Origin of the sequence: Mesonia oceanica, assembly GCF_902499555.1 — a bacterium.
GTDB classification, from domain to species: Bacteria; Bacteroidota; Bacteroidia; order Flavobacteriales; family Flavobacteriaceae; genus Mesonia; species Mesonia oceanica.
Window position 1 is genome coordinate 106,551 of sequence record NZ_CABVMM010000007.1, and the last position, 21,244, is coordinate 127,794.

General features: G+C 37.2%; 14 protein-coding genes. 13 read left to right on the forward strand and 1 reads right to left on the reverse strand.

Annotated elements, in window-relative coordinates; genetic code table 11:
* The first annotated feature begins 59 nt into the window (after positions 1-59).
* Positions 60-2,777: a translation initiation factor IF-2 gene (infB, locus tag FVB9532_RS09780; RefSeq protein WP_150545030.1), complete on the forward strand. Its 2,718-nt coding sequence runs from the start codon at positions 60-62 to the stop codon at positions 2,775-2,777.
* Positions 2,778-2,851: 74 nt separating this feature from the next.
* On the opposite strand, the gene FVB9532_RS09785 is transcribed toward infB, so the two are convergent.
* Positions 2,852-3,223 (reverse strand): SPOR domain-containing protein, encoded by a 372-nt coding sequence (locus tag FVB9532_RS09785; protein WP_194716524.1) that lies wholly within the window; start codon positions 3,221-3,223, stop codon positions 2,852-2,854.
* Between the two features lie 228 nt (positions 3,224-3,451).
* On the opposite strand from FVB9532_RS09785, the gene FVB9532_RS09790 reads away from it, so the two are divergent.
* The 12 genes from FVB9532_RS09790 (at position 3,452) to FVB9532_RS09845 (ending at position 21,207) form a co-directional block, all read left to right on the forward strand.
* Positions 3,452-4,831, forward strand: a complete 1,380-nt coding sequence (locus tag FVB9532_RS09790; protein WP_150545032.1) for a c-type cytochrome — start codon at positions 3,452-3,454, stop codon at positions 4,829-4,831.
* Positions 4,832-4,860: 29 nt separating this feature from the next.
* On the forward strand, positions 4,861-7,947 hold the full coding sequence (locus FVB9532_RS09795; RefSeq protein ID WP_150545033.1) for a TAT-variant-translocated molybdopterin oxidoreductase: 3,087 nt from the start codon (positions 4,861-4,863) through the stop codon (positions 7,945-7,947).
* A gap of 33 nt (positions 7,948-7,980) precedes the next feature.
* The gene (gene nrfD / locus FVB9532_RS09800; protein WP_150545034.1) at positions 7,981-9,798 is read left to right on the forward strand and encodes an NrfD/PsrC family molybdoenzyme membrane anchor subunit; all 1,818 of its coding nucleotides are present in this window, start codon (positions 7,981-7,983) and stop codon (positions 9,796-9,798) included.
* A 1-nt stretch (position 9,799) separates the two neighbouring features.
* Complete coding sequence (locus FVB9532_RS09805) at positions 9,800-10,321, forward strand: DUF3341 domain-containing protein (RefSeq protein ID WP_150545035.1); 522 nt, start codon at positions 9,800-9,802, stop codon at positions 10,319-10,321.
* Between the two features lie 8 nt (positions 10,322-10,329).
* A complete protein-coding gene (locus FVB9532_RS09810; RefSeq protein WP_150545036.1) occupies positions 10,330-11,103 on the forward strand; it encodes a c-type cytochrome in 774 nt (257 codons plus the stop codon).
* A 32-nt stretch (positions 11,104-11,135) separates the two neighbouring features.
* On the forward strand, positions 11,136-12,521 hold the full coding sequence (locus FVB9532_RS09815; protein WP_150545037.1) for a quinol:cytochrome C oxidoreductase: 1,386 nt from the start codon (positions 11,136-11,138) through the stop codon (positions 12,519-12,521).
* A gap of 31 nt (positions 12,522-12,552) precedes the next feature.
* Positions 12,553-13,644 carry a cytochrome c oxidase subunit II gene (locus tag FVB9532_RS09820; protein WP_150545038.1) on the forward strand — a complete coding sequence of 364 codons (1,092 nt, stop codon included), beginning with the start codon at positions 12,553-12,555 and terminating at the stop codon, positions 13,642-13,644.
* A gap of 20 nt (positions 13,645-13,664) precedes the next feature.
* On the forward strand, positions 13,665-15,500 hold the full coding sequence (locus FVB9532_RS09825) for a cytochrome c oxidase subunit I (RefSeq protein ID WP_150545039.1): 1,836 nt from the start codon (positions 13,665-13,667) through the stop codon (positions 15,498-15,500).
* A 71-nt stretch (positions 15,501-15,571) separates the two neighbouring features.
* A complete protein-coding gene (ruvB, locus tag FVB9532_RS09830) occupies positions 15,572-16,594 on the forward strand; it encodes a Holliday junction branch migration DNA helicase RuvB (RefSeq protein WP_150545040.1) in 1,023 nt (340 codons plus the stop codon).
* Positions 16,591-17,928, forward strand: coding sequence for a cytochrome P450 (locus FVB9532_RS09835; protein WP_150545041.1), 1,338 nt, complete (start codon positions 16,591-16,593; stop codon positions 17,926-17,928). The genes ruvB and FVB9532_RS09835 overlap by 4 nt, the downstream gene beginning before the upstream one ends.
* 1 nt (position 17,929) lies before the next feature.
* Positions 17,930-18,853: a tRNA epoxyqueuosine(34) reductase QueG gene (gene queG, locus FVB9532_RS09840; RefSeq protein WP_150545042.1), complete on the forward strand. Its 924-nt coding sequence runs from the start codon at positions 17,930-17,932 to the stop codon at positions 18,851-18,853.
* Between the two features lie 56 nt (positions 18,854-18,909).
* A complete protein-coding gene (locus FVB9532_RS09845; protein WP_150545043.1) occupies positions 18,910-21,207 on the forward strand; it encodes an NADP-dependent malic enzyme in 2,298 nt (765 codons plus the stop codon).
* Positions 21,208-21,244: the final 37 nt, after the last annotated feature.

Consider the following 21,244-nt stretch of genomic DNA (forward strand, 5'->3'; position numbering starts at 1 on the left):
TTAAGTTGAACCATTAGTCAATTATATTAAGAATAAAGAGGTTAATTTAGAGGCAATTTATGGCTGAAGCAAAAAATGTGCGATTAAATAAGGTATTACGTGAATTCAATATTTCATTGGACCGCGCTGTGGAGTATCTCTCTTCACAGGGGTACGATATTGATGCGCGTCCTACCACTAAAATTTCAGGTGAAGTTTATCAGGTTCTCTTTGAAAAATTTCAAACAGATAAAAGTAAGAAAGTAGCTTCTAAAGAAGTGAGTGAAGAGCGCAAGAAAGAGAAAGAAGAACTTCGTCTAGCTCGTGAAAAAGAGCAGCAGGAAAAATTACGCAAATTAGAAGAGGAGCGTAAAAAGAAAGAAGAGGAAGAGAAGGAGAAGGAGAAAGAAAGGCAGAAAGAGAAAGAGCGTATAGTTAAGGCTACAAGTAAATTGGATGGCCCTAAACAAGTAGGGAAAATAGATCTTGATAAAGGTAGAAAGCCTAAAAAGCAAGAGCCTAAAAAAGAGAATAAGCCTCAGCCTCAAAAGCAAGAAAAACCTGAGCCGGAAACTAAAAAACCGGTGGCTTCTTCAGTTAAAAAAGATACCGAAAGCACACCTAGTGCGCCTAAAGAAGATCGAGTGGAAACCAAGTACCAAAAACTCGATGGTCCTAACTTTACAGGTCAGAAGATAGACTTAAGTCAATTTAAAAAGCCTGCGAAGAAGAAAGACGATAAGAAAAACGAAAAAGCTTCAGATAATAAGAAGAAGCGTAGAAGAAGAATTAGTAAAGATTCTGGTAGCGGTAATAATAAAAAAGGAAACTTCAACAAAGGCAACAATAGAGGACCGGCACGCGGAAGAAAGAAAGTTGCTAAGGAAGAGCCTACAGAAGAAGAAGTACAAAAGCAAATTAGAGAGACCCTAGAAAAACTTCAAGGGAAATCATCTAAAGGTAAGGGTGCTAAATATAGAAGAGATAAGAGAGATCAGCACCGTCAAAAAACCGAAGAAGAACAAGCGCAATTAGAGCAAGAAAGTAAAACACTTAAAGTAACAGAGTTTGTTACGGTAAGTGAAGTGGCTACGATGATGGATGTACCGGTAACAAAGGTAATTTCTGCTTGTATGTCACTGGGAATGATGGTGACGATGAATCAGCGTTTAGATGCTGAAACCTTAACTATTGTTGCTGAAGAATTTGGTTATGAAGTAGAATTTGTTACGGCAGATCTTGAAGAAACCGTTGATGTGGAAGAAGATGCGCCGGAAGATTTATCCCCTCGTGCTCCAATTGTAACCGTAATGGGTCACGTAGATCACGGTAAAACCTCTTTACTGGATTATATTCGTAAAGCTAATGTAATTGCAGGAGAGAGTGGTGGTATTACCCAGCATATCGGAGCCTATGGAGTAGAGTTGGATAGCGGTCAAAAAATAGCATTTTTAGATACACCGGGTCACGAAGCTTTTACGGCGATGAGGGCTCGTGGAGCACAAGTTACCGATATTGCGGTGATTGTAATTGCAGCAGACGATGATGTGATGCCGCAAACCAAAGAAGCTATTTCTCACGCTCAGGCAGCAGGAGTTCCTATTATTTTTGCGATAAATAAAGTGGATTTACCAACCTCTAATCCAGAAAAGATTAAAGAGAAACTTGCTTCTATGAATTTATTGGTAGAAGACTGGGGAGGTAAAGTTCAGTCGCAAGATATTTCAGCAAAACAAGGAACCGGGGTTAATGAATTACTTGAAAAAGTTCTTTTAGAAGCAGAAATTTTAGAGCTACAAGCCAATCCAGATAAATTAGCTTCTGGAGCAGTGGTAGAGGCTTATTTAGATAAAGGTAGAGGTTATGTTTCTACCATTCTTGTTCAGGCAGGAACCCTTAAAATTGGTGATTATGTGTTAGCCGGTACTACTAGTGGTAAGATCAAAGCGATGCAGGATGAGCGAGGTAATAATGTAAAAGAGGCAGGTCCTTCAACGCCGGTATCTATTTTAGGGCTTGATGGTGCGCCACAAGCAGGAGATAAGTTTTCGGTGATGCAGGATGAGCGTGAGGCGAAAGAAATTGCTGCTAAACGTACACAGTTGCAGCGAGAGCAAAGTGTAAGAACACAGCGTCATATTACCTTGGATGAAATTGGTAGACGTATTGCACTTGGTGATTTCCAAGAGCTGAATATTATCTTGAAAGGTGATGTGGATGGTTCTGTGGAAGCCTTAACAGATAGTTTCCAGAAATTATCTACAGAAGAAATACAAGTAAATATTATCCATAAAGGAGTTGGGGCTATTACAGAAAGTGATGTGTTGTTAGCTTCTGCTTCAGATGCGATTATTATCGGATTTAACGTAAGACCGGCAGGAAATGCTAGTCAGGTTGCGGACCGTGAAGAAATAGATATTAGAACATATTCTATCATCTACGATGCAATCAACGACTTAAAAGATGCGATGGAAGGTATGCTTTCACCAGAATTGAAAGAGGAAGTTACCGGTACCGCAGAGATTAGGGAAACCTTTAAAATTTCTAAAATCGGAACCATTGCAGGTTGTATGGTGACCAGTGGAAAAATTTACAGAAATAGTGGTATAAGACTAATTAGAGAAGGTGTGGTTGTCTATACCGGAGAATTAGCTTCCTTAAAACGTTTTAAAGACGATGTAAAAGAAGTTTCAAAAGGTTACGATTGTGGTATGCAGGTGAAGAATTACAATGATATTAGAGAAGGAGATGTAATTGAAGCTTACCGAGAAGTAGAGGTGAAGAAAACGCTTAAATAAAGCTAAGTTTTATATTCAATAAAAAAAGCGACTTGATCATCAAGTCGCTTTTTTGTTTTCATTTCTTATGAGTTTTAAGGCTTGAAAATAATAGCGCTCTTAAATTCATTATGAAGCCTTGCAAATGCTCTTTCAGCTTCTAGTTTGTTCCTGAAATTGCCTACCCAAACTTTGTAGTTAGGGGTTTCAAAAACAATATCTGATTTCCATTCGCTAAAGAGTTTTTCGTATTTATCTTTTACCTTGTTTGCTTCATTTAAATTAGATCCATAAAACAACTGGATTTTGTAGCGTTCATTTAATTGATTGTTTTCAGTCATTTTTGCCTTTAGTACCAATAATTCTTGTATTAAGGGATCGGCTTCAATTGAATTTTGAGCATTTGATTTGCTGGCAGTAAAAAAACAAGTTGCTGCAAATAAGCTAGCTATAAGGATTGATTTCATTTTCATTTTAAACAATTTTATACAAAAATAGAACTTATTCTGTATTTCTAATCAAGCTTCTTTATTTAGAAATATTATAAATTAGACATTAACAATACGCTAACATTCCTAAAATCATCTTTAAGTATTACTTTTGTCGGGGAATTTTACGGTCTGTTTTGAAGGTTAACGAGCTAACTTATTCATTATAAAAACCGTACCAAACTAAGATGTTAATTCAGCTGTAATATGGAAAAGGTGAACATCCGCCATTCAATTTCAAAAACGCTACTTTTCTTATTAGTAGTCTTATTTTCATTTTCACAATCATTTGGTCAGGAGAAATCCGCTAGCGGTCAAGATAACGGGGAGGCTATTCAGGCTGCTCAAGAAGAGACTGCCGGAGCTTCAGATACTGCGGAATCTGCTGCAGATGGGCTAGGTGATCCTGCTAAAGGCAAGGAGTTATTTAATTCTTTGTGTGCTTCTTGTCATAAACGTTACAAGCGATCTACCGGTCCTGCGTTGAACGGTGTGACCAGTAGACATAGTATGGATTGGTTGTATAGCTGGATTAAAAATAGTCAAGCTATGATTGCGTCAGGTGATGCTGAGGCAGTAGCTATCTATGAGGAGTTTAATCAAACGGCAATGACGCCATTCCCTCAACTTTCTAATGAGGATATCGATAATATTTTAGCTTATGTAGAGCAGCCAAAACCTGAACCTACTGCAGTAGTAGATGGAGGTGCTGGTGGTGCTTCCGGTTCAGGAAGTGGTAGTGGTGTTTCTACAGATATTATTTTAGGGGTGCTGGCATTTGTATTGTTGTTGTTAGTAGTGGTTTTGGTTTTAGTAAACAAAACCCTGAACAATTTTGCAGCAGCAAGCGGCGTAGAGCTTTCTAAAAAAGAAACTAGTGGTAAGCCGATTTGGAGAGCTTTTGCGGAAAACCAATTCTTGGTAATTGTAACTTCTATTTTCTTCTTGTTGGCAGCGGCTTATTTTGCTTATGGTTATTTGATGCAGGTAGGTGTAGATCAAACTTACCAGCCTGTGCAGCCTATTCATTTCTCACATAGAATTCATGCGGGAGATAATGGTGTGGATTGTAAGTATTGTCACTCTTCAGCTAGAGTTAGTAAAACTTCCGGTGTGCCTTCCTTGAATGTTTGTATGAACTGTCATAAGGTGATTAGTGAAGTTGCTCCTGAAACGGCTACGGAAGATTTTTCTAAAGAATTTTACGATAAAGAAATCGCTAAGTTGTATAATGCAGTTGGTTGGGATGCAACTACGCAATCTTATACTGGTGAAGAACAACCTGTGAAATGGGTGAGAGTTCATAACTTGCCAGATTTTGCATACTATAATCACTCGCAGCACGTAACTGTCGCTGGAATCGAGTGTCAGCAGTGTCATGGTCCTGTTCAGGAAATGGAAGTGCTTTATCAGTTTGCTCCATTAACGATGGGCTGGTGTATTAACTGTCACAGAGAAACGAATGTGAATTTAGAAGGTAGTGGTTACTACGATAAAATTCACGAACAATTATCAAAAAAATACGGTGTAGAGACATTGACAGCGGCACAGATGGGTGCTACAGAATGTGGAAAATGTCATTACTAATTTAATAAGAAGCTAATTCTATATATAATATGTCATCAAACAAGAAATACTGGAGAGGTGTTGAGGAGCTAAACGAAACTAGCCCTGTTGTTGAGAAGCTTCGACAAAACGAATTTGTAGAAGAAATTCCTACAGATGAGTTTTTGGGTGATAAAGAATCTTTAGAAAGTTCAGCAACTTCAAGAAGGGATTTTTTAAAGTTCGTTGGTTTCAGTACAGCGGCTGCGTCTTTAGCGGCGTGTGAAGGTCCTGTTACTAAAACCATTCCTTACGTTGTACAGCCAGATAGAATTGTTCCTGGAGTAGCGAATTACTATGCTACCACTATGGCGGATGGATTCGATTTTGCTAGTGTTTTAGTAAAAACAAGAGAAGGAAGGCCTATTAAGATTGAAAGTAATAAAATGGCTAAAGCTTCCCTTGGTGCTAATGCTAGGGTTCATGCTTCCGTTTTATCTTTATATGATAATCAAAGAATAAAGCGTCCACAGATTGATGGTGAGGATGTTTCTTGGGAAGAGTTTGATCGTCAAGTGGGTAATGCTTTGCAAAATGTTGGTGGGCAAAAAGTGTTGTTGACTTCAACAATGGCAAGTCCTTCAACTTCTAATTTGATCAAAGAATTTTCAGCTAAATATGGTAATGTAAAGCATGTGGTTTATGATGCGGTTTCTGAAGATGCGGCGTTAGATGCGTATCAGATGAAATACGGAGAGCGTGCTTTAGGGAATTACGATTTTGAAAAAGCTGAAGTTATAGTTTCTATTGGGGCGGATTTCTTAGGAGATTGGCAAGCCGGTGGAAACGATGTAGGGTATTCTAAAAGTAGAATCCCTAAAAATGGAAAAATGTCTCGTCATATTCAGTTTGAATCTAATATGACACAAACAGGAGCAAAAGCAGACAAGCGTGTTCCGTTAAAGCCTTCTCAGCAAAAAGCGGTGTTAGCTGCTATTTATGGTTATGTAGTTGGTGGAGGTTCAAAAAATAAATTGTCGCCAGCGTTGGATGATGTTGTAGTGAAGGCGGCAAGACAATTAAGAAGTGCCGGTGCCGGTGCGGTTGTGGTTTCTGGTATTCCAGATGTAGATGCGCAATCGTTGGTGTTGGCGATAAATGAAGCTTTAGGTAGTCGGGTGATGGATAGGAATAATCCTAAACTGATTCGTAAAGGTAATGCTAAGCAAGTGGCTCAATTGGTAAAAGATATGAACTCCGGTAGTGTTGGAGCACTTTTAACTGTTGGGGTGAATCCTGCTTTTAGTTTGCCGAATGCAGAAGCTTTTAAAGAAGGGATGAAAAAAGTGGAGGTTTCTGTGGCTTTTTCAATGAAAAAAGACGAAACCGCTAAGCTTTCAAAATATATAGCGGCTACACCTCATTACTTAGAGAGTTGGGGGGATGTGCAGTTAACTAAGAAGAATTTTAGTTTAATGCAGCCTACAATTAGACCGCTTTTTGATACCCGTCAGTTTCAAGATACTTTATTGAAATGGACAGGTTCTGAAATGAATTATAGAGATTATATTAAAGAGACTTGGGCTAGTAATCTTTCTGGAAGAGGTTGGAATCAGGCATTGCATGATGGTGTTTTTGAAGCAAATTCACCTGTATCATCAATAGCGACTGAGGAAGGTGATGTTGCAGGAATGGGGACGATGAGTGCTCCTAATTATTCTTCAGCAGTCAATAACTTATCTTCGGATGAAGGTTCTGAGTTTGAATTAAGTCTTTATACTAAAGTTTCTTTAGGAGATGGAGGTCAAGCCAATAACCCTTGGTTGCAAGAGTTTCCAGATCCAATTACTCGTGTTTCTTGGGATAACTACTTGTTGATTTCTAAACCTGATGCTGATAAATTGGGAGTTAAAAACCCAACAGTATCTAATGGAGCGTTAAACGGAAGTTATGTTAACTTGAAAGTTGGAGATGCGGTTGTGAAAAACGTACCGGTTATTATTCAGCCAGGTCAAGCAAAAGGAGCAGTTGGTTTAGCTTTAGGTTATGGAAGAAAAGAAGCTATTCAAAAAGAAATGCAGGTAGGGGTAAATGCTTATCCACTTTATAAGGACTTTAGTGCATTTCAAAATGTGACTATCGAAAAAGCAGATGGTATGCACGAATTTGCTTGCGTACAGTTGCAAAGTACGATGGCAGGTCGTGATGATATTGTTAAGGAGACTACTTTAGAGATTTTTAATTCTAAAGATAAGCATTACTGGAATCCAGTTCCTGAAGTAGATTACGATCATAATGAAATTTCAGTAAGAGAAGAAAAAGCAAGCTTGTGGAAAGAGTTTGATAGAGAAATTGGACATCATTTTAATTTGTCTATTGACTTAAACGCTTGTACCGGTTGTGGTGCTTGTGTGATTGCTTGTCACTCTGAAAATAATGTTCCTGTTGTAGGTAAAGAGGAGGTAAGGAAGTTTAGAGATATGCACTGGTTGCGTATAGACCGTTACTATTCTTCTGCAGATACCTTCAAGCAAGAACAAGAAGATTTAGAAAACCTTGGAGCTTTTGAGACTTACGATAAAATAGAGAATGCTTCTTATGATAACCCAGAAGTAGCTTTTCAGCCGGTAATGTGTCAGCACTGTAATCACGCGCCTTGTGAAACAGTTTGTCCAGTAGCAGCCACTTCTCATGGTCGTCAAGGTCAAAACCATATGGCATATAACAGATGTGTGGGTACAAGATATTGTGCAAACAACTGTCCATATAAAGTACGTCGTTTTAACTGGTTCTTGTACAGTGAGAATGAAGAGTTTGATTATAATATGAATAACGATTTAGGAAGAATGGTTCTTAATCCTGATGTGACCGTAAGATCACGAGGGGTTATGGAGAAATGTTCTATGTGTATTCAAATCACTCAAAAAACAATTCTTGATGCTAAGCGTGAAGGAAGAGAAGTTGGAGATGATGAATTCTTCACTGCTTGTTCTAGAGCTTGTGACCAAGGAGCGATGACTTTTGGTGATATTAATAATAAAGACTCCAAAATTGTTGAGTTGAAAGAAGATGATCGTATGTATCATCTGTTAGAAAGTACAGGTACAAAACCTAATGTGATGTATCAAACTTTGGTAAAAAACACAGGAGATTTATAAAATTAGTTAAAGAATCAATTATTAATTAAGAATATGTCGTCACATTACGAAGCACCTATAAGAGAGCCTTTAGTTACTGGAGAGAAATCGTACCACGATGTTACTTTAGATGTTGTGGCACCGGTAGAAGGGAAAGCAAATAAATCTTGGTGGTTAGTTTTCTCTATCGCCTTAGTGGCATTTTTATGGGGATTAGGTTGTATAATATATACTGTTTCTACAGGTATCGGATCTTGGGGATTAAACAAAACCATTGGATGGGCTTGGGATATTACCAATTTCGTATGGTGGGTAGGTATTGGTCACGCAGGAACGTTGATTTCTGCTGTACTATTGCTTTTCCGTCAAAAATGGAGAATGGCGGTAAACCGTTCTGCCGAAGCGATGACAATTTTCGCGGTAGTGCAGGCGGGTCTTTTTCCAATTATTCACATGGGACGTCCTTGGTTGGCGTATTGGGTGTTACCTATTCCTAACCAATTTGGTTCTTTATGGGTGAACTTTAACTCACCTTTGCTTTGGGATGTTTTTGCGATTTCAACGTATCTTTCTGTTTCATTAGTGTTTTGGTGGACAGGTTTACTTCCAGATTTTGCGATGATCCGTGATAGAGCAACAAAACCTTTTCAGAAGAAAATATATAGTATTTTAAGTTTTGGTTGGAGTGGTCGTGCAAAAGACTGGCAACGTTTTGAAGAAGTGTCTTTAGTACTTGCAGGTTTAGCAACTCCACTTGTACTTTCTGTACACACGATTGTATCTTTTGACTTTGCAACTTCGTTAGTACCGGGATGGCACTCGACCATCTTCCCTCCTTATTTCGTTGCAGGGGCGATTTTCTCTGGATTTGCTATGGTACAAACCCTTCTTATTATTATGAGAAAGGTAATCAACCTAGAAAACTACATTACTATTCTTCATATTGAATATATGAATAAAGTAATCATTTTAACAGGTGGTATTGTTACCGTTGCTTATGTTACTGAATACTTTATAGGTTGGTATTCTGGGATTTCTTACGAAAACTATACCTACTTATCTTTTGGAGCGGCAACAGGACCTTACGCTTGGGCATTCTGGGCATTAATTACCTGTAACTTTATTGTGCCATTGACACTTTGGGTAAAAAAATTAAGAAGAAATATTTTCTGGACGTTTATCGTAGCTCTTGTGATTAACATAGGAATGTGGTTTGAGCGTTTCGATATTATTGTACTTTGTTTGAGTAAAGGTAGAACTCCTTCTTCTTGGGCAATGTTCTCTCCAACATTTATCGATATAGGTACTTTTGTTGGAACTATAGGGTTCTTCTTTGTATTGTTCTTATTATATGCAAGAACTTTCCCTGTAATCGCACAAGCAGAGGTGAAATCTATCTTAAAATCTTCAGGAGATAAATATAAGAGATTAAGAGAAGAGCACGGCGATGATCATCATATTGGTGAAATAGAGCAATATCCTGCATCTGGTGGACCTTCTGCAAATATAGAAGGTAATAAATCTGAAGAAGATTTAGATAGCTTTGGTTCAACTAATAAAAATGATGAAGATGAAATTGAAAATGCTTTATTAGATACTGAAGAGAAGCGTATAGCAGCTGAAAGATTAATTGATAAAGTTGGAGAATTTGATCCTGAAAAACAATCTGAAGATAATTTAGAAAAGATTAACGGATTAGGACCAATAACTGTTCAACAACTTCATGAGTTAGGTATTTTTACTTACCATCAAGTGAGTAAAATGACGATGAAAGAATACAATGATTTAGATTTAATTATAGAAACCTTTAGTGCTTCTGTGGCCAAAGAAAAAGACTTTGCGGGACAGGCACAAAAACTTAAAAACAACTAGTATGGCGGCAAAGGTTTTACATGCTATATATAACGATGATGATTTGGTTTTACAGGCCGTAAAACAAATCAGGGACGAGAACTATCATATTTTAGAGGTTTTTTGCCCCTTCCCTGTTCACGGGTTAGATAAGGCAATGGGCTTAGCTCCTACTAGGTTGGCAATCACTTCATTTTTATACGGTTTAACTGGATTAACGGTTGCTGTGTTAATGATGAACTTTATGATGATTGATGATTGGCCTCAAAATATTGGAGGTAAACCAAGTTTTAGTTTCATAGACAATATGCCAACATTTATTCCAATTATGTTTGAGCTTACTGTGTTTTTTGGTGCTCACTTAATGGTAATTACTTTTTATATGAGAAGTAGGATTTGGCCTTTTAAAGAAGCAGAAAATCCAGATGTTCGTACTACCGACGATCATTTCTTAATTGAAGTAGAAGTGGCTAATCATAGTGAAGAAGCCTTAGTTAAGTTTCTTAATGATACTGGAGCTTCTGAAGTTAAATTAATAGATTAAATAAACCCATGAAAAGTTTATTCCGCATAATAACATTAATCACAGTTTCATTGTTAGTGGTTTCTTGTTTTGATAATAAACAAGATAGAAACTATCAATACTTTCCCAACATGTACAAGTCTCCTAGCTATGAAACTTATGTAGGTTATGATAATAGTATTTTTAAAGATGGTCAAGAAGCAAAGCTTCCTGTAGAAGGAACAATTTCTAGGGGTTGGTTGCCTTACGAGTATGAAGATACTAATGAGGGGTATGCTCAAGCCAAAGCCAATCTTAAAAATCCAGTCCCTTATACAGAAGCAAACCTTAATAAAGGAAAAGAGCTTTACACTATTTACTGCGCAATTTGTCACGGAGATAAAGGTGATGGTAAAGGAACCTTGGCTGAACGAGAGAAAATATTAGGTATTCCTGCTTATAACGATCCGGGAAGAGCAATTACTGAAGGAAGCGTTTACCACGTAATGTATTACGGTATTAACAACATGGGATCGTATGCTGCACAGACCAATGAGGTTGAACGTTGGCAAATAGATCATTATGTAATCGATCTTAAGCGTCAACTTAATGGAGAACCAAAACGTGAGTTTGTAAAAGAAAATACCGATGAGCCTTCATTTATGGCAAAAGGTATTGCTTTAAGAGATCAGAGCGTTGAGGCAATAGAAGAAGAAGGTCACGATCCTGTTGAAGTAGAAGGTCAGGAAGGTGAAGAGCATTCAGATATGAATGCAAATACAGAAAATCATTCAGAAGCAGAGCAAACTTCAGAAGAGAACTAAATAAAGATTAAACTGCATTATATTTTTTAGATATGTACAAGCTATCTGGTAAAGTAAAATTAATTTCTATCATTTTAATCGTAATAGGTGCCTTAGGTATTGGTTATGGTTTTTTAACAGCTCCATCTACTATAGATGAAGCTAAAGAAATATTAGCTGCGGAACATAGTGGACATGGTGAAGGCCATGAAGCAGAGAGTTCTCATTCGATGGAAGCTGAAGGTCATCATTCAGAAATGAATGCAACAGGACATTCTGCTCACGGAGAGGAAGCAGCAAAAGCTCACCACGGTGAAGAGGCTCACGGTGAATCTCACGAGGATCATCATTTAGAGCATGTTCTTCATCAATTACAAACAAAACCTTGGGCAGCTACTTTGGTAGCCGGTTTCTTCTTTTTGATGATAGCTTTAGGGGTACTTGCATTTTATGCGATCCAATATGTCGCGCAAGTGGGTTGGTCTCCTGTGTTGTTTAGGGTAATGGAAGGAATTACTTCCTATGTTTTACCGGGTTCAATTATTGTTTTAGTTATTGTATTATTTGCAGGAGAACATTTTTATCCTTGGCAAGACCATGAGTTAGTTGCCGAAGATAAAATCTTACAAGGTAAATCAGGATATTTAAACTTTCCGTTCTTTGTTATTAGAGCGTTTATCTATGTAATTGGATGGAACCTTTACAGATATTTTGCCGTTAAAAATTCTAGAGCTTTAGCAACTGCATCTAATTATGGCCCTTACAAAAAGAACTATAAATACTCTGTATTTTTCTTATTGTTCTTTATATTAACTGAATCAATGATGGCATGGGACTGGTTTATGTCTATGACGCCACACTGGTATAGTACTTTATATGCTTGGTATATTTTTGCAACAATGATTGTGTCTGCATTAACTGTTATAGCAATTACAACAATCATTCTTAAAAAATTCGGGTACTTACCATTTGTAAATGATAGCCATTTACACGATGTAGCTAAGTTTATGTTTGGTTTTAGTGTATTCTGGACGTATTTATGGTTCGGTCAGTTTATGTTAATTTGGTATGCAAATATTCCGGAAGAGGTAACCTATTTCACTATTAGAATACAAGAGTATAACTTGTTATTCTTTGGAATGTTGGTGATTAACTTCGTATTCCCTATATTGATATTAATGAATAGTGATTTTAAACGTATTCCTTGGTTTGTAATTATAGCAGGATGCTTCATTTTGGTAGGTCACTATATAGATGTTTACTTATTAGTAATGCCTTCTACAGTAGGATTGCATTGGTCTTTTGGTGTAACTGAAATTGCTGCCATCTTATTCTTCTTAGGCTTATTTATACTAGTTGTAGGAAGCGGTTTAGGAAAAGCACCATTGAAAATCAAGAACAATCCATTCTTGAAGGAAAGTGAAAATTACCATTATTAAATAAATTTGTTCTAAAGAAGATATTATCACAATGACTGTATTTTTAATCATAGTAGTTGTAGCGCTGTTAGGAGTTACTTTTTGGCAGATGTCAAAAATCCTCAAGTTATCGAAACCGGCGAACCATGATTCATCCCAAATAGCTAACGATAAAGATAATAGCACACAAGGCTATTTAATGTTGTGCTTTGTTATATTGCTTTACATTTTTATGTTCTATAGTTTCTGGAATTGGGGTGACCTTTATCTTCCTGAAGCTGCCTCTGCTCACGGAGTGGATTATGACACTTTAATGTTTATCTCTATTGCACTTATCATGTTCGTGCAATTAGTTACTCAATTTTTACTTTATTTCTTTGCTTATAAATATCGTGGAGAAAAAGGTAAAAAAGCATTATTCTATGCAGATAACGATAAATTAGAATTCATTTGGACAATTATTCCGGTAATTGTACTAGCAGGATTAATCATTTACGGATTGTTTACTTGGTCTGAGATCATGAATATTGAAGAAGATGATGATGCGATGGTTGTTGAAATTTATGCTTATCAATTTGGATGGAAAGCTAGATATTCTGGGGAAGATAATACCCTAGGTAAAGCAAATGTTCGTTTTATTGAAGGAGTAAATGTACTGGGTATAGATGAAAGTGATAGCTATGCAATGGACGATAAAATCACAACAGAATTACACTTGCCGGTAGATAAGCCTGTGCTATTTAAGTTTAGATCACAAGATGTTTTACATTCTGCTTATTTCCCATTCTTTAGAGCTCAAATGAACGTAGTCCCCGGTATGATTACTCAATTTAGTTTTACTCCAACAATTACTTCAGAAAATATGAGAAATTCTGAATTTATGCTTGATAAAGTTGAAGAGCTTAATAAAATTCGTAAAGAAAAGAGTAAAGAACTTGTAGCTAATGGAGATGTAGCTTTAGATCCTTACGAGTTTGATTACTATCTTCTTTGTAACAAGATATGTGGAATTTCTCACTTCAATATGCAAATGAAGATTGTCGTAGAGGAAGAAGATGCTTTTAAAGAGTGGATTGGTGAACAAGCTACTTTTGGAGAAGGCCTAGAGAAACAAAAAGAACAGCAAGTAACAAGCAATAACTAAAAAAGTAATAGTAGAAAGATATGTCAGCAACCGCAACCGCAACAGCAGCTCACGATCATCACGACCACGGTGATCATGGACATCATCACAAAGAAACTTTTATTACTAAATATATATTTAGTCAAGATCATAAGATGATTGCCAAGCAGTTCTTAATTACCGGTTTGGTAATGGGAACCATTGGTATCTTAATGTCAATTTTATTTAGAATCCAATTAGCGTGGCCAGAAGAGTCTTCATGGGTGTTCGATTTATTTTTAGGTAATAAATATTCCACCGATGGCGTGATGAATCCAGATGCTTATTTAGCTTTAGTGACTATTCATGGTACCATTATGGTATTCTTCGTTTTAACGGCAGGTCTAAGTGGTACTTTTAGTAACTTACTTATTCCGTTGCAAATTGGAGCACGCGATATGGCTTCAGGATTTATGAATATGCTTTCCTACTGGATTTTCTTTACTTCCAGTGTGATTATGTTAAGCTCTTTATTTGTAGAATCCGGACCAGCATCTGCAGGATGGACTATCTATCCTCCATTAAGTGCATTGCCTGAAGCTATTCCCGGTTCTGGTACCGGTATGACTTTATGGTTAGTTTCTATGGCACTTTTCATTGCTCAGTCATTAATGGGGTCACTTAACTATATTGTTACTGTAATTAACCTTAGAACAGAAGGAATGTCTATGACAAGACTTCCATTAACTATTTGGGCTTTATTTGTAACCGCAATTATCGGGGTAGTTTCTTTCCCGGTACTTTTATCGGCAGCGTTAATGCTTATTATGGATAGAAGTTTTGGTACTTCTTTCTTCTTAAGTGATATTTATATAAAAGGAGAAGTGTTAGCTCATCAAGGAGGATCTCCGGTATTGTTCGAGCACTTGTTCTGGTTCTTAGGTCACCCTGAAGTTTACATTGTATTACTTCCGGCTTTAGGAATCACTTCAGAAGTAATCGCTACCAACTCCCGTAAACCAATTTTCGGTTACCGTGCGATGGTTGCTTCTATTTTAGCAATTGCATTTTTATCAACAATTGTTTGGGGTCACCACATGTTCGTTTCAGGGATGAATCCTTTCTTAGGTTCAGTATTTACTTTTACCACCCTATTAATCGCGATTCCTTCAGCAGTAAAAGCGTTTAACTATATCACTACACTATGGAAGGGTAACTTGCAAATGAATCCGGGAATGTTATTTTCTATAGGATTGGTTTCAACTTTCATTACTGGTGGTTTAACAGGAATTATCTTAGGAGATAGTACACTAGATATTAACGTTCACGATACTTATTTCGTAATTGCGCATTTCCATTTGGTAATGGGTATATCTGCACTTTACGGTTTATTTGCCGGAGTTTACCATTGGTTCCCAAAAATGTTTGGAAGAATGATGAACAAAAACTTAGGTTATGTTCACTTCTGGATTACCGCGATTGGAGCTTACGGAGTTTTCTTCCCTATGCACTTTATAGGAATGGCAGGTTTACCAAGACGTTATTATACAAATACTAACTTCCCTTACTTTGATGATTTAGCCGATGTAAACGTATTGATTACTGTATTTGCTATCATCACAGCATTAGTTCAGTTGGTGTTTATTTATAACTTTATCCATTCAATTTTCTATGGAAAAAAGGCAACACAAAACCCTTGGAAATCCAATACCTTAGAATGGACTACTCCTGTAGAGCATATTCATGGTAACTGGCCTGGTAAAATCCCATCCGTATATCGTTGGTCTTATGATTACAGTAAGTTGAATAAAGATGAAACAGATTACGTGATTGCAGGACAGGATTATATACCACAGAACATTCCTCTTCAAAAAAACGAAGAAGAATTGAATCACTAAAAAGAATAACATACATTCATATCAAAAGCCTTTTCTCTCAGTAGAAAAGGCTTTTTCTTTATATTTGTAATATGAACGAAAACCTAGATGCTACCGGAGAAAGTTTCTCTCCAGAAGAATTTGATATAGAAAGAGCCTTGCGCCCGTTAAGCTTTGACGACTTTGCAGGCCAAGACCAAGTCTTAGATAATCTTCAGGTATTCGTTAAAGCGGCTAACTTACGGGATGAAGCTTTAGACCATACTTTATTTCACGGACCTCCGGGACTTGGTAAAACTACCTTGGCCCATATATTGGCTAATGAATTAAATGCAGGAATCAAAGTGACTTCAGGCCCCGTATTGGATAAACCTGGAGACCTGGCCGGGTTGTTAACCAATTTAGAAGAGCGGGATGTGCTTTTTATAGATGAAATACATCGGTTGAGTCCGGTAATTGAAGAATATTTATATTCTGCTATGGAAGACTTTAAAATTGATATTATGATTGAATCCGGGCCTAATGCACGTTCAGTTCAAATCAATTTAAATCCATTTACGTTGGTAGGTGCCACTACGCGTTCAGGACTACTAACTGCACCTATGCGAGCACGATTTGGAATCTCAAGCCGATTACAATATTATACTACCGAATTACTCTCAGATATTTTACAACGAAGTGCAGAAATTTTAAAAGTCCCAATAACGATGGAAGCGGCCATTGAAATTGCTGGAAGAAGTAGAGGGACACCACGTATAGCGAACGCTTTATTGCGTCGTGTTCGTGATTTTGCACAAATCAAGGGTAATGGGAAAATAGATATTGAAATCTCGAAATATAGCCTTAAAGCCCTTAATGTAGATGCCAATGGTTTAGATGAAATGGATAATAAAATCCTTTCTACCATTATAGAAAAATTTAAAGGTGGCCCTGTTGGGATCACTACACTTTCGACAGCTGTAAGTGAAAGTGCAGAAACTATTGAGGAAGTATACGAGCCATTTCTAATTCAGCAAGGATTTATTGTTAGAACACCTCGTGGTCGGGAAGTAACCGAAGCGGCTTATCGGCATTTAGGGAAGACAAAACATCATTCTCAAGGAGGATTATTTTGAAAAACTCCAATCAAATACCTGAAGTTTCAGCGTTCAAATTTTTAAGACACGCTGCTCAAATTATTGAAAATCCGCTTCCGTTTCATCAGGAGAATTTTCAGAAGTTAGGAGATATTTTTAGGTTAAGGTTAGGATTGGGGATAAGTAAGTCGGTTATCTTTTCTAGAAACCCTAAAATAGCTCAGCACATTCTTCAAAAAAATCAGAAGAATTATCATAAGTCCCCCATTCAAACCGAAGATTTGGCGAAGTATGTGGGCCACGGACTTTTAACAGCAAACGGTGAACATTGGCAAAAACAGCGAAAACTTATTCAACCGGCATTTCACAAAAAACAATTAGAAAAGTTAATGGATACGGTGAATTCGGCTATACAAGCCGAAGTCAAAAGAATTGAAACCAATAAAGAATTCGATATTTTCCCTGTATTTAATGATTTGGCTTTTCAAACTGTAGTGAAATCATTGTTTAGCAGTGCCGTGGGTGAAAAAGAAATTAATAGACTACAATACATTACCGAGGCCGATCAAAAAATGCTGGTAAAAGAGTTGCGGCAACCTTTTAAAAACTGGTGGTTTCGGTTAAGTGGCAAAATCCAGAAACATATCAATCTTACGCAAGAAGCTCGACAAATACTAAAAGAGATTGTTGAAGAGCGTAAAAAGTCTTCCATTAGACAAGATGACTTGCTAGATATGTTGCTTGATGCTCGTTATGATGATGGTACCGAGATGGATGAAGAACAGCTCATAGATGAGATTCTAATTCTTTTTACCGCAGGTCACGAAACAACGTCAAATTCATTAACGTTTACTTGCGAATTGCTGGCTAGGCATCCAGAGATTCAAGAAAAATTATATGCCGATGTAATTCAGGCAAAAGAGAATTCTTCAAATTTAATGGAATTTATTCAGCGTTCAACTTATGCGAATTTGGTAATAGACGAGTCTATGCGTTTGTATCCGCCCGCTTATTTTATTGACCGCATCAGTCTAGCCGAAGATGAATTTGAAGGAGTCGGGATTGGTGGTAACGAAAGTTTATTACTTTCCATTTACGAGATTCACCGTCACAATGATTATTGGCAACAGCCCGAAAAATTTATTCCTGAACGTTTTGCCGATGGTAAGCAACGAAAAAATATTGCTTACTATCCTTTTGGTGCCGGTCCGAGAAAATGCATAGGTAATAATTTTGCGATGTACGAAATGATTTTGGCCATTTCAGAAGTCATTGCCAAGTTCAAAATTGAAGAGAAAAAAGCTCCTATACAAATTACGCCGCTAATCACCTTGAAGCCTAAGAATGCTTTCTTGAATTTTACTCCGCGATAATATGCTCAACCAATCAGAAAAATATACAAAGCTTATTAAAGAAGAAGCTTTGCAGTTAGGCTTTATGTCCTGCGGGATAAGCAGAGCAGAGTTTCTGGAAGAGGAAGCACCTAGATTGGAGCAATGGCTCAATGAAAACCGAAACGGTGAAATGAGCTATATGGAAAATCATTTTGATAAGCGCTTAAACCCAAGCCTACTTGTTCCCGGTGCAAAAAGTGTGGTTTCTTTACTGTTGAATTATTATCCGAATGAATTCCAGCGAGAAGATTCCTACAAAGTGAGCAAATACGCTTACGGAAGGGATTATCATTTCGTTATAAAAGATAAGTTGAAAAGTCTCCTTCATTTCATTAATGAAGAAATAGGAGAAGTTCATGGGCGTGCTTTTGTCGATTCAGCACCCGTGTTAGATAAAGCTTGGGCAGCAAAAAGTGGTTTAGGTTGGGTTGGTAAAAACTCCAACTTGCTTTCCAAAAAAGTAGGATCGTTCTTTTTTATTGCTGAATTAATTATCGATTTAGAACTAGAATACGATACACCGGTGACCGATCACTGCGGAAGTTGCACCGCGTGCATTGATGCTTGCCCAACAGATGCGATTTACGAGCCTTACAAAGTAGATGGAAGTAAATGTATTTCGTATTATACTATTGAATTAAAAGACAGTATTCCTGAATCTGAAAAGGGAAAGTTTGAAGACTGGATGTTTGGCTGTGATATCTGCCAAGATGTTTGTCCATGGAATCGTTTCTCAAAACCGCATAGCGAACCCTTGTTTGATCCCCATCCCGATCTTTTGCAAATGACCAAGCAGGATTGGGAAGAGATAACGCGGGAAACCTTCAGTGAAATCTTCCGGAAATCGGCCGTAAAAAGAACAAAATATCAAGGACTTAAAAGAAATATCAACTTTTTAGATTAGTTGTTTTTCTATTTTAAATGGTTAACTACCTTTGTTATTCATCTAAACCTAAAACGATGAGTAACGAACGTAAGAGAAGAGAAGCATTAGTTTATCATGCTAAGCCAAAGCCTGGTAAAATAGAGGTAAGACCTACTAAAAAATATAGTACACAACGCGATTTGTCGCTAGCATATTCTCCAGGAGTGGCAGAACCGTGTCTAGAAATTGCAAAAAATAAAGAAAACGTTTACAAATACACTACTAAGGGAAATTTAGTAGCTGTTATTTCTAATGGAACAGCCGTTTTGGGCTTAGGAGATATTGGTCCCGAAGCTTCAAAGCCGGTGATGGAAGGAAAAGGTTTATTATTCAAAATCTTCGCCGATATCGATGTTTTTGATATTGAAGTTGATACCAAGAATATAGATGAATTTATAAATACTGTAAAAAATATAGCCCCAACTTTTGGCGGAATTAACTTAGAAGATATTAAAGCTCCAGAAGCTTTTGAAATTGAAAGAAGACTTAAAGAAGAGCTTGATATTCCTGTAATGCATGACGATCAGCACGGGACGGCAATTATTTCTTCCGCAGCCTTATTGAATGCCTTAGAAGTTGCCGAAAAAAATATTAAAGAAGTAAAAATTGTAGTTTCAGGAGCTGGTTCTGCTGCAATGGCTTGCGTCTCTTTATACTGTTCGCTTGGGGTTAAAAAAGAAAATATCGTGATGTTCGATCTAAATGGTGTGCTTCATGAAGATCGAGATGATTTATCGGAAATGCAAAAGAACTTTGCGGTTTCAAAAGAATATAAATCATTGGCAGATGGAGTAAAAGATGCCGATGTGTTTTTGGGACTTTCAGTAGGAGGTGTGCTTACTGCAGAAATGCTGAAGACCATGAACGAAAATCCTATCGTTTTTGCCATGGCCAATCCTGAACCGGAAATCGATTATGATTTAGCCGTGAAAACCCGTGACGATATTATTATGGCGACGGGAAGAAGTGATCATCCAAATCAAGTAAACAATGTGCTTGGCTTTCCGTTTATTTTTAGAGGGGCTTTAGATGTTCGTGCTACTGCTATTAATGAAGAAATGAAAATGGCGGCCGTTAGGGCCTTGGCAGATTTGGCCAAGCAAAATGTACCTGAACAAGTGAATATTGCTTATGGGGAAACAAAGTTAATTTTTGGTAGGGATTATATTATTCCTAAACCATTTGATCCTAGATTGCTTACTGAAGTTCCTCCTGCGGTAGCAAAAGCAGCAATGCAAAGCGGTGTGGCAAAAGAGCCTATTTACGACTGGAAACGTTATGAAGAAGAGCTTTACGAACGTATGGGTAACGATAATAAAATTACCCGTTTATTAATCAACCGTGCCAAGATTAATCCGAAGAGAGTGGTTTTTGCGGAGGCAGATCATCTTGATGTACTCAAAGCTGCTCAAATTGTAAACGATGAGGGCATAGCTAAGCCTATTTTATTAGGACGAAAAGATGTAATCTTGGAGTTGATGAGCGAAATAGAATTTGATGATGAGAATATTGAAATAATCGACCCTAAAGAAGACGATCAAAAAGAAAATACGATAAGGTATGGAGATGTATTTTGGAAATCACGTCAACGAAATGGTGTTACGCAATTAGACGCCCATAAATTGATGCGCCAACGAAATTATTTTGCAGCCATGATGGTGAATGAAGGTGATGCAGATGCTTTATTAACCGGTTATTCTAGAGCTTATCCAGGAGTAGTAAGGCCCATGTTGGATTTAATTGGAATGGAAAAAGGAGTGAGCAGAATAGCTACTACTAATTTAATGAACACCTCAAGAGGGCCACTTTTTATAAGCGATAGTTCTATTAATATAGATCCAGATGCCAAAGATTTGGCAAGGATTGCACAAATGACGGCTCATACCGTTAAAATGTTTGGAATGGAGCCTGTTATAGGAATGGTTTCTTATGCTAACTTTGGTTCTTCTAAAAACCCTCATGCCAGAAAAGTGAGAGATGCAGTTTCCATTTTGCATGAGCATTGCCCAGAAATTACAGTTGACGGAGAGGTTCAAGTAGATTTTGCATTGAATAAAAATATGCACCAAAGCAAATTTCCATTTTCAAAATTGGCGGGAAGAAAAGTGAATACCTTGGTTTTTCCAAATTTAGATTCAGCTAATGGTACTTATAAATTAATTAAAGAGCTTAACCATACCGATTCTATCGGACCTATTATGATGGGATTAAAAAAACCTGCACATATTTTACAGCTAGGAGCTAGTGTAGAAGAAATGGTGAACATGGCAGCAGTAGCCGTAGTAGATGCCCAAGAAAAAGAAAGAAAAAGGATAATACCTGTAGGGATTTAATAAGAAAGCAGTTGTTAAACTGAACATGGGGATTTTG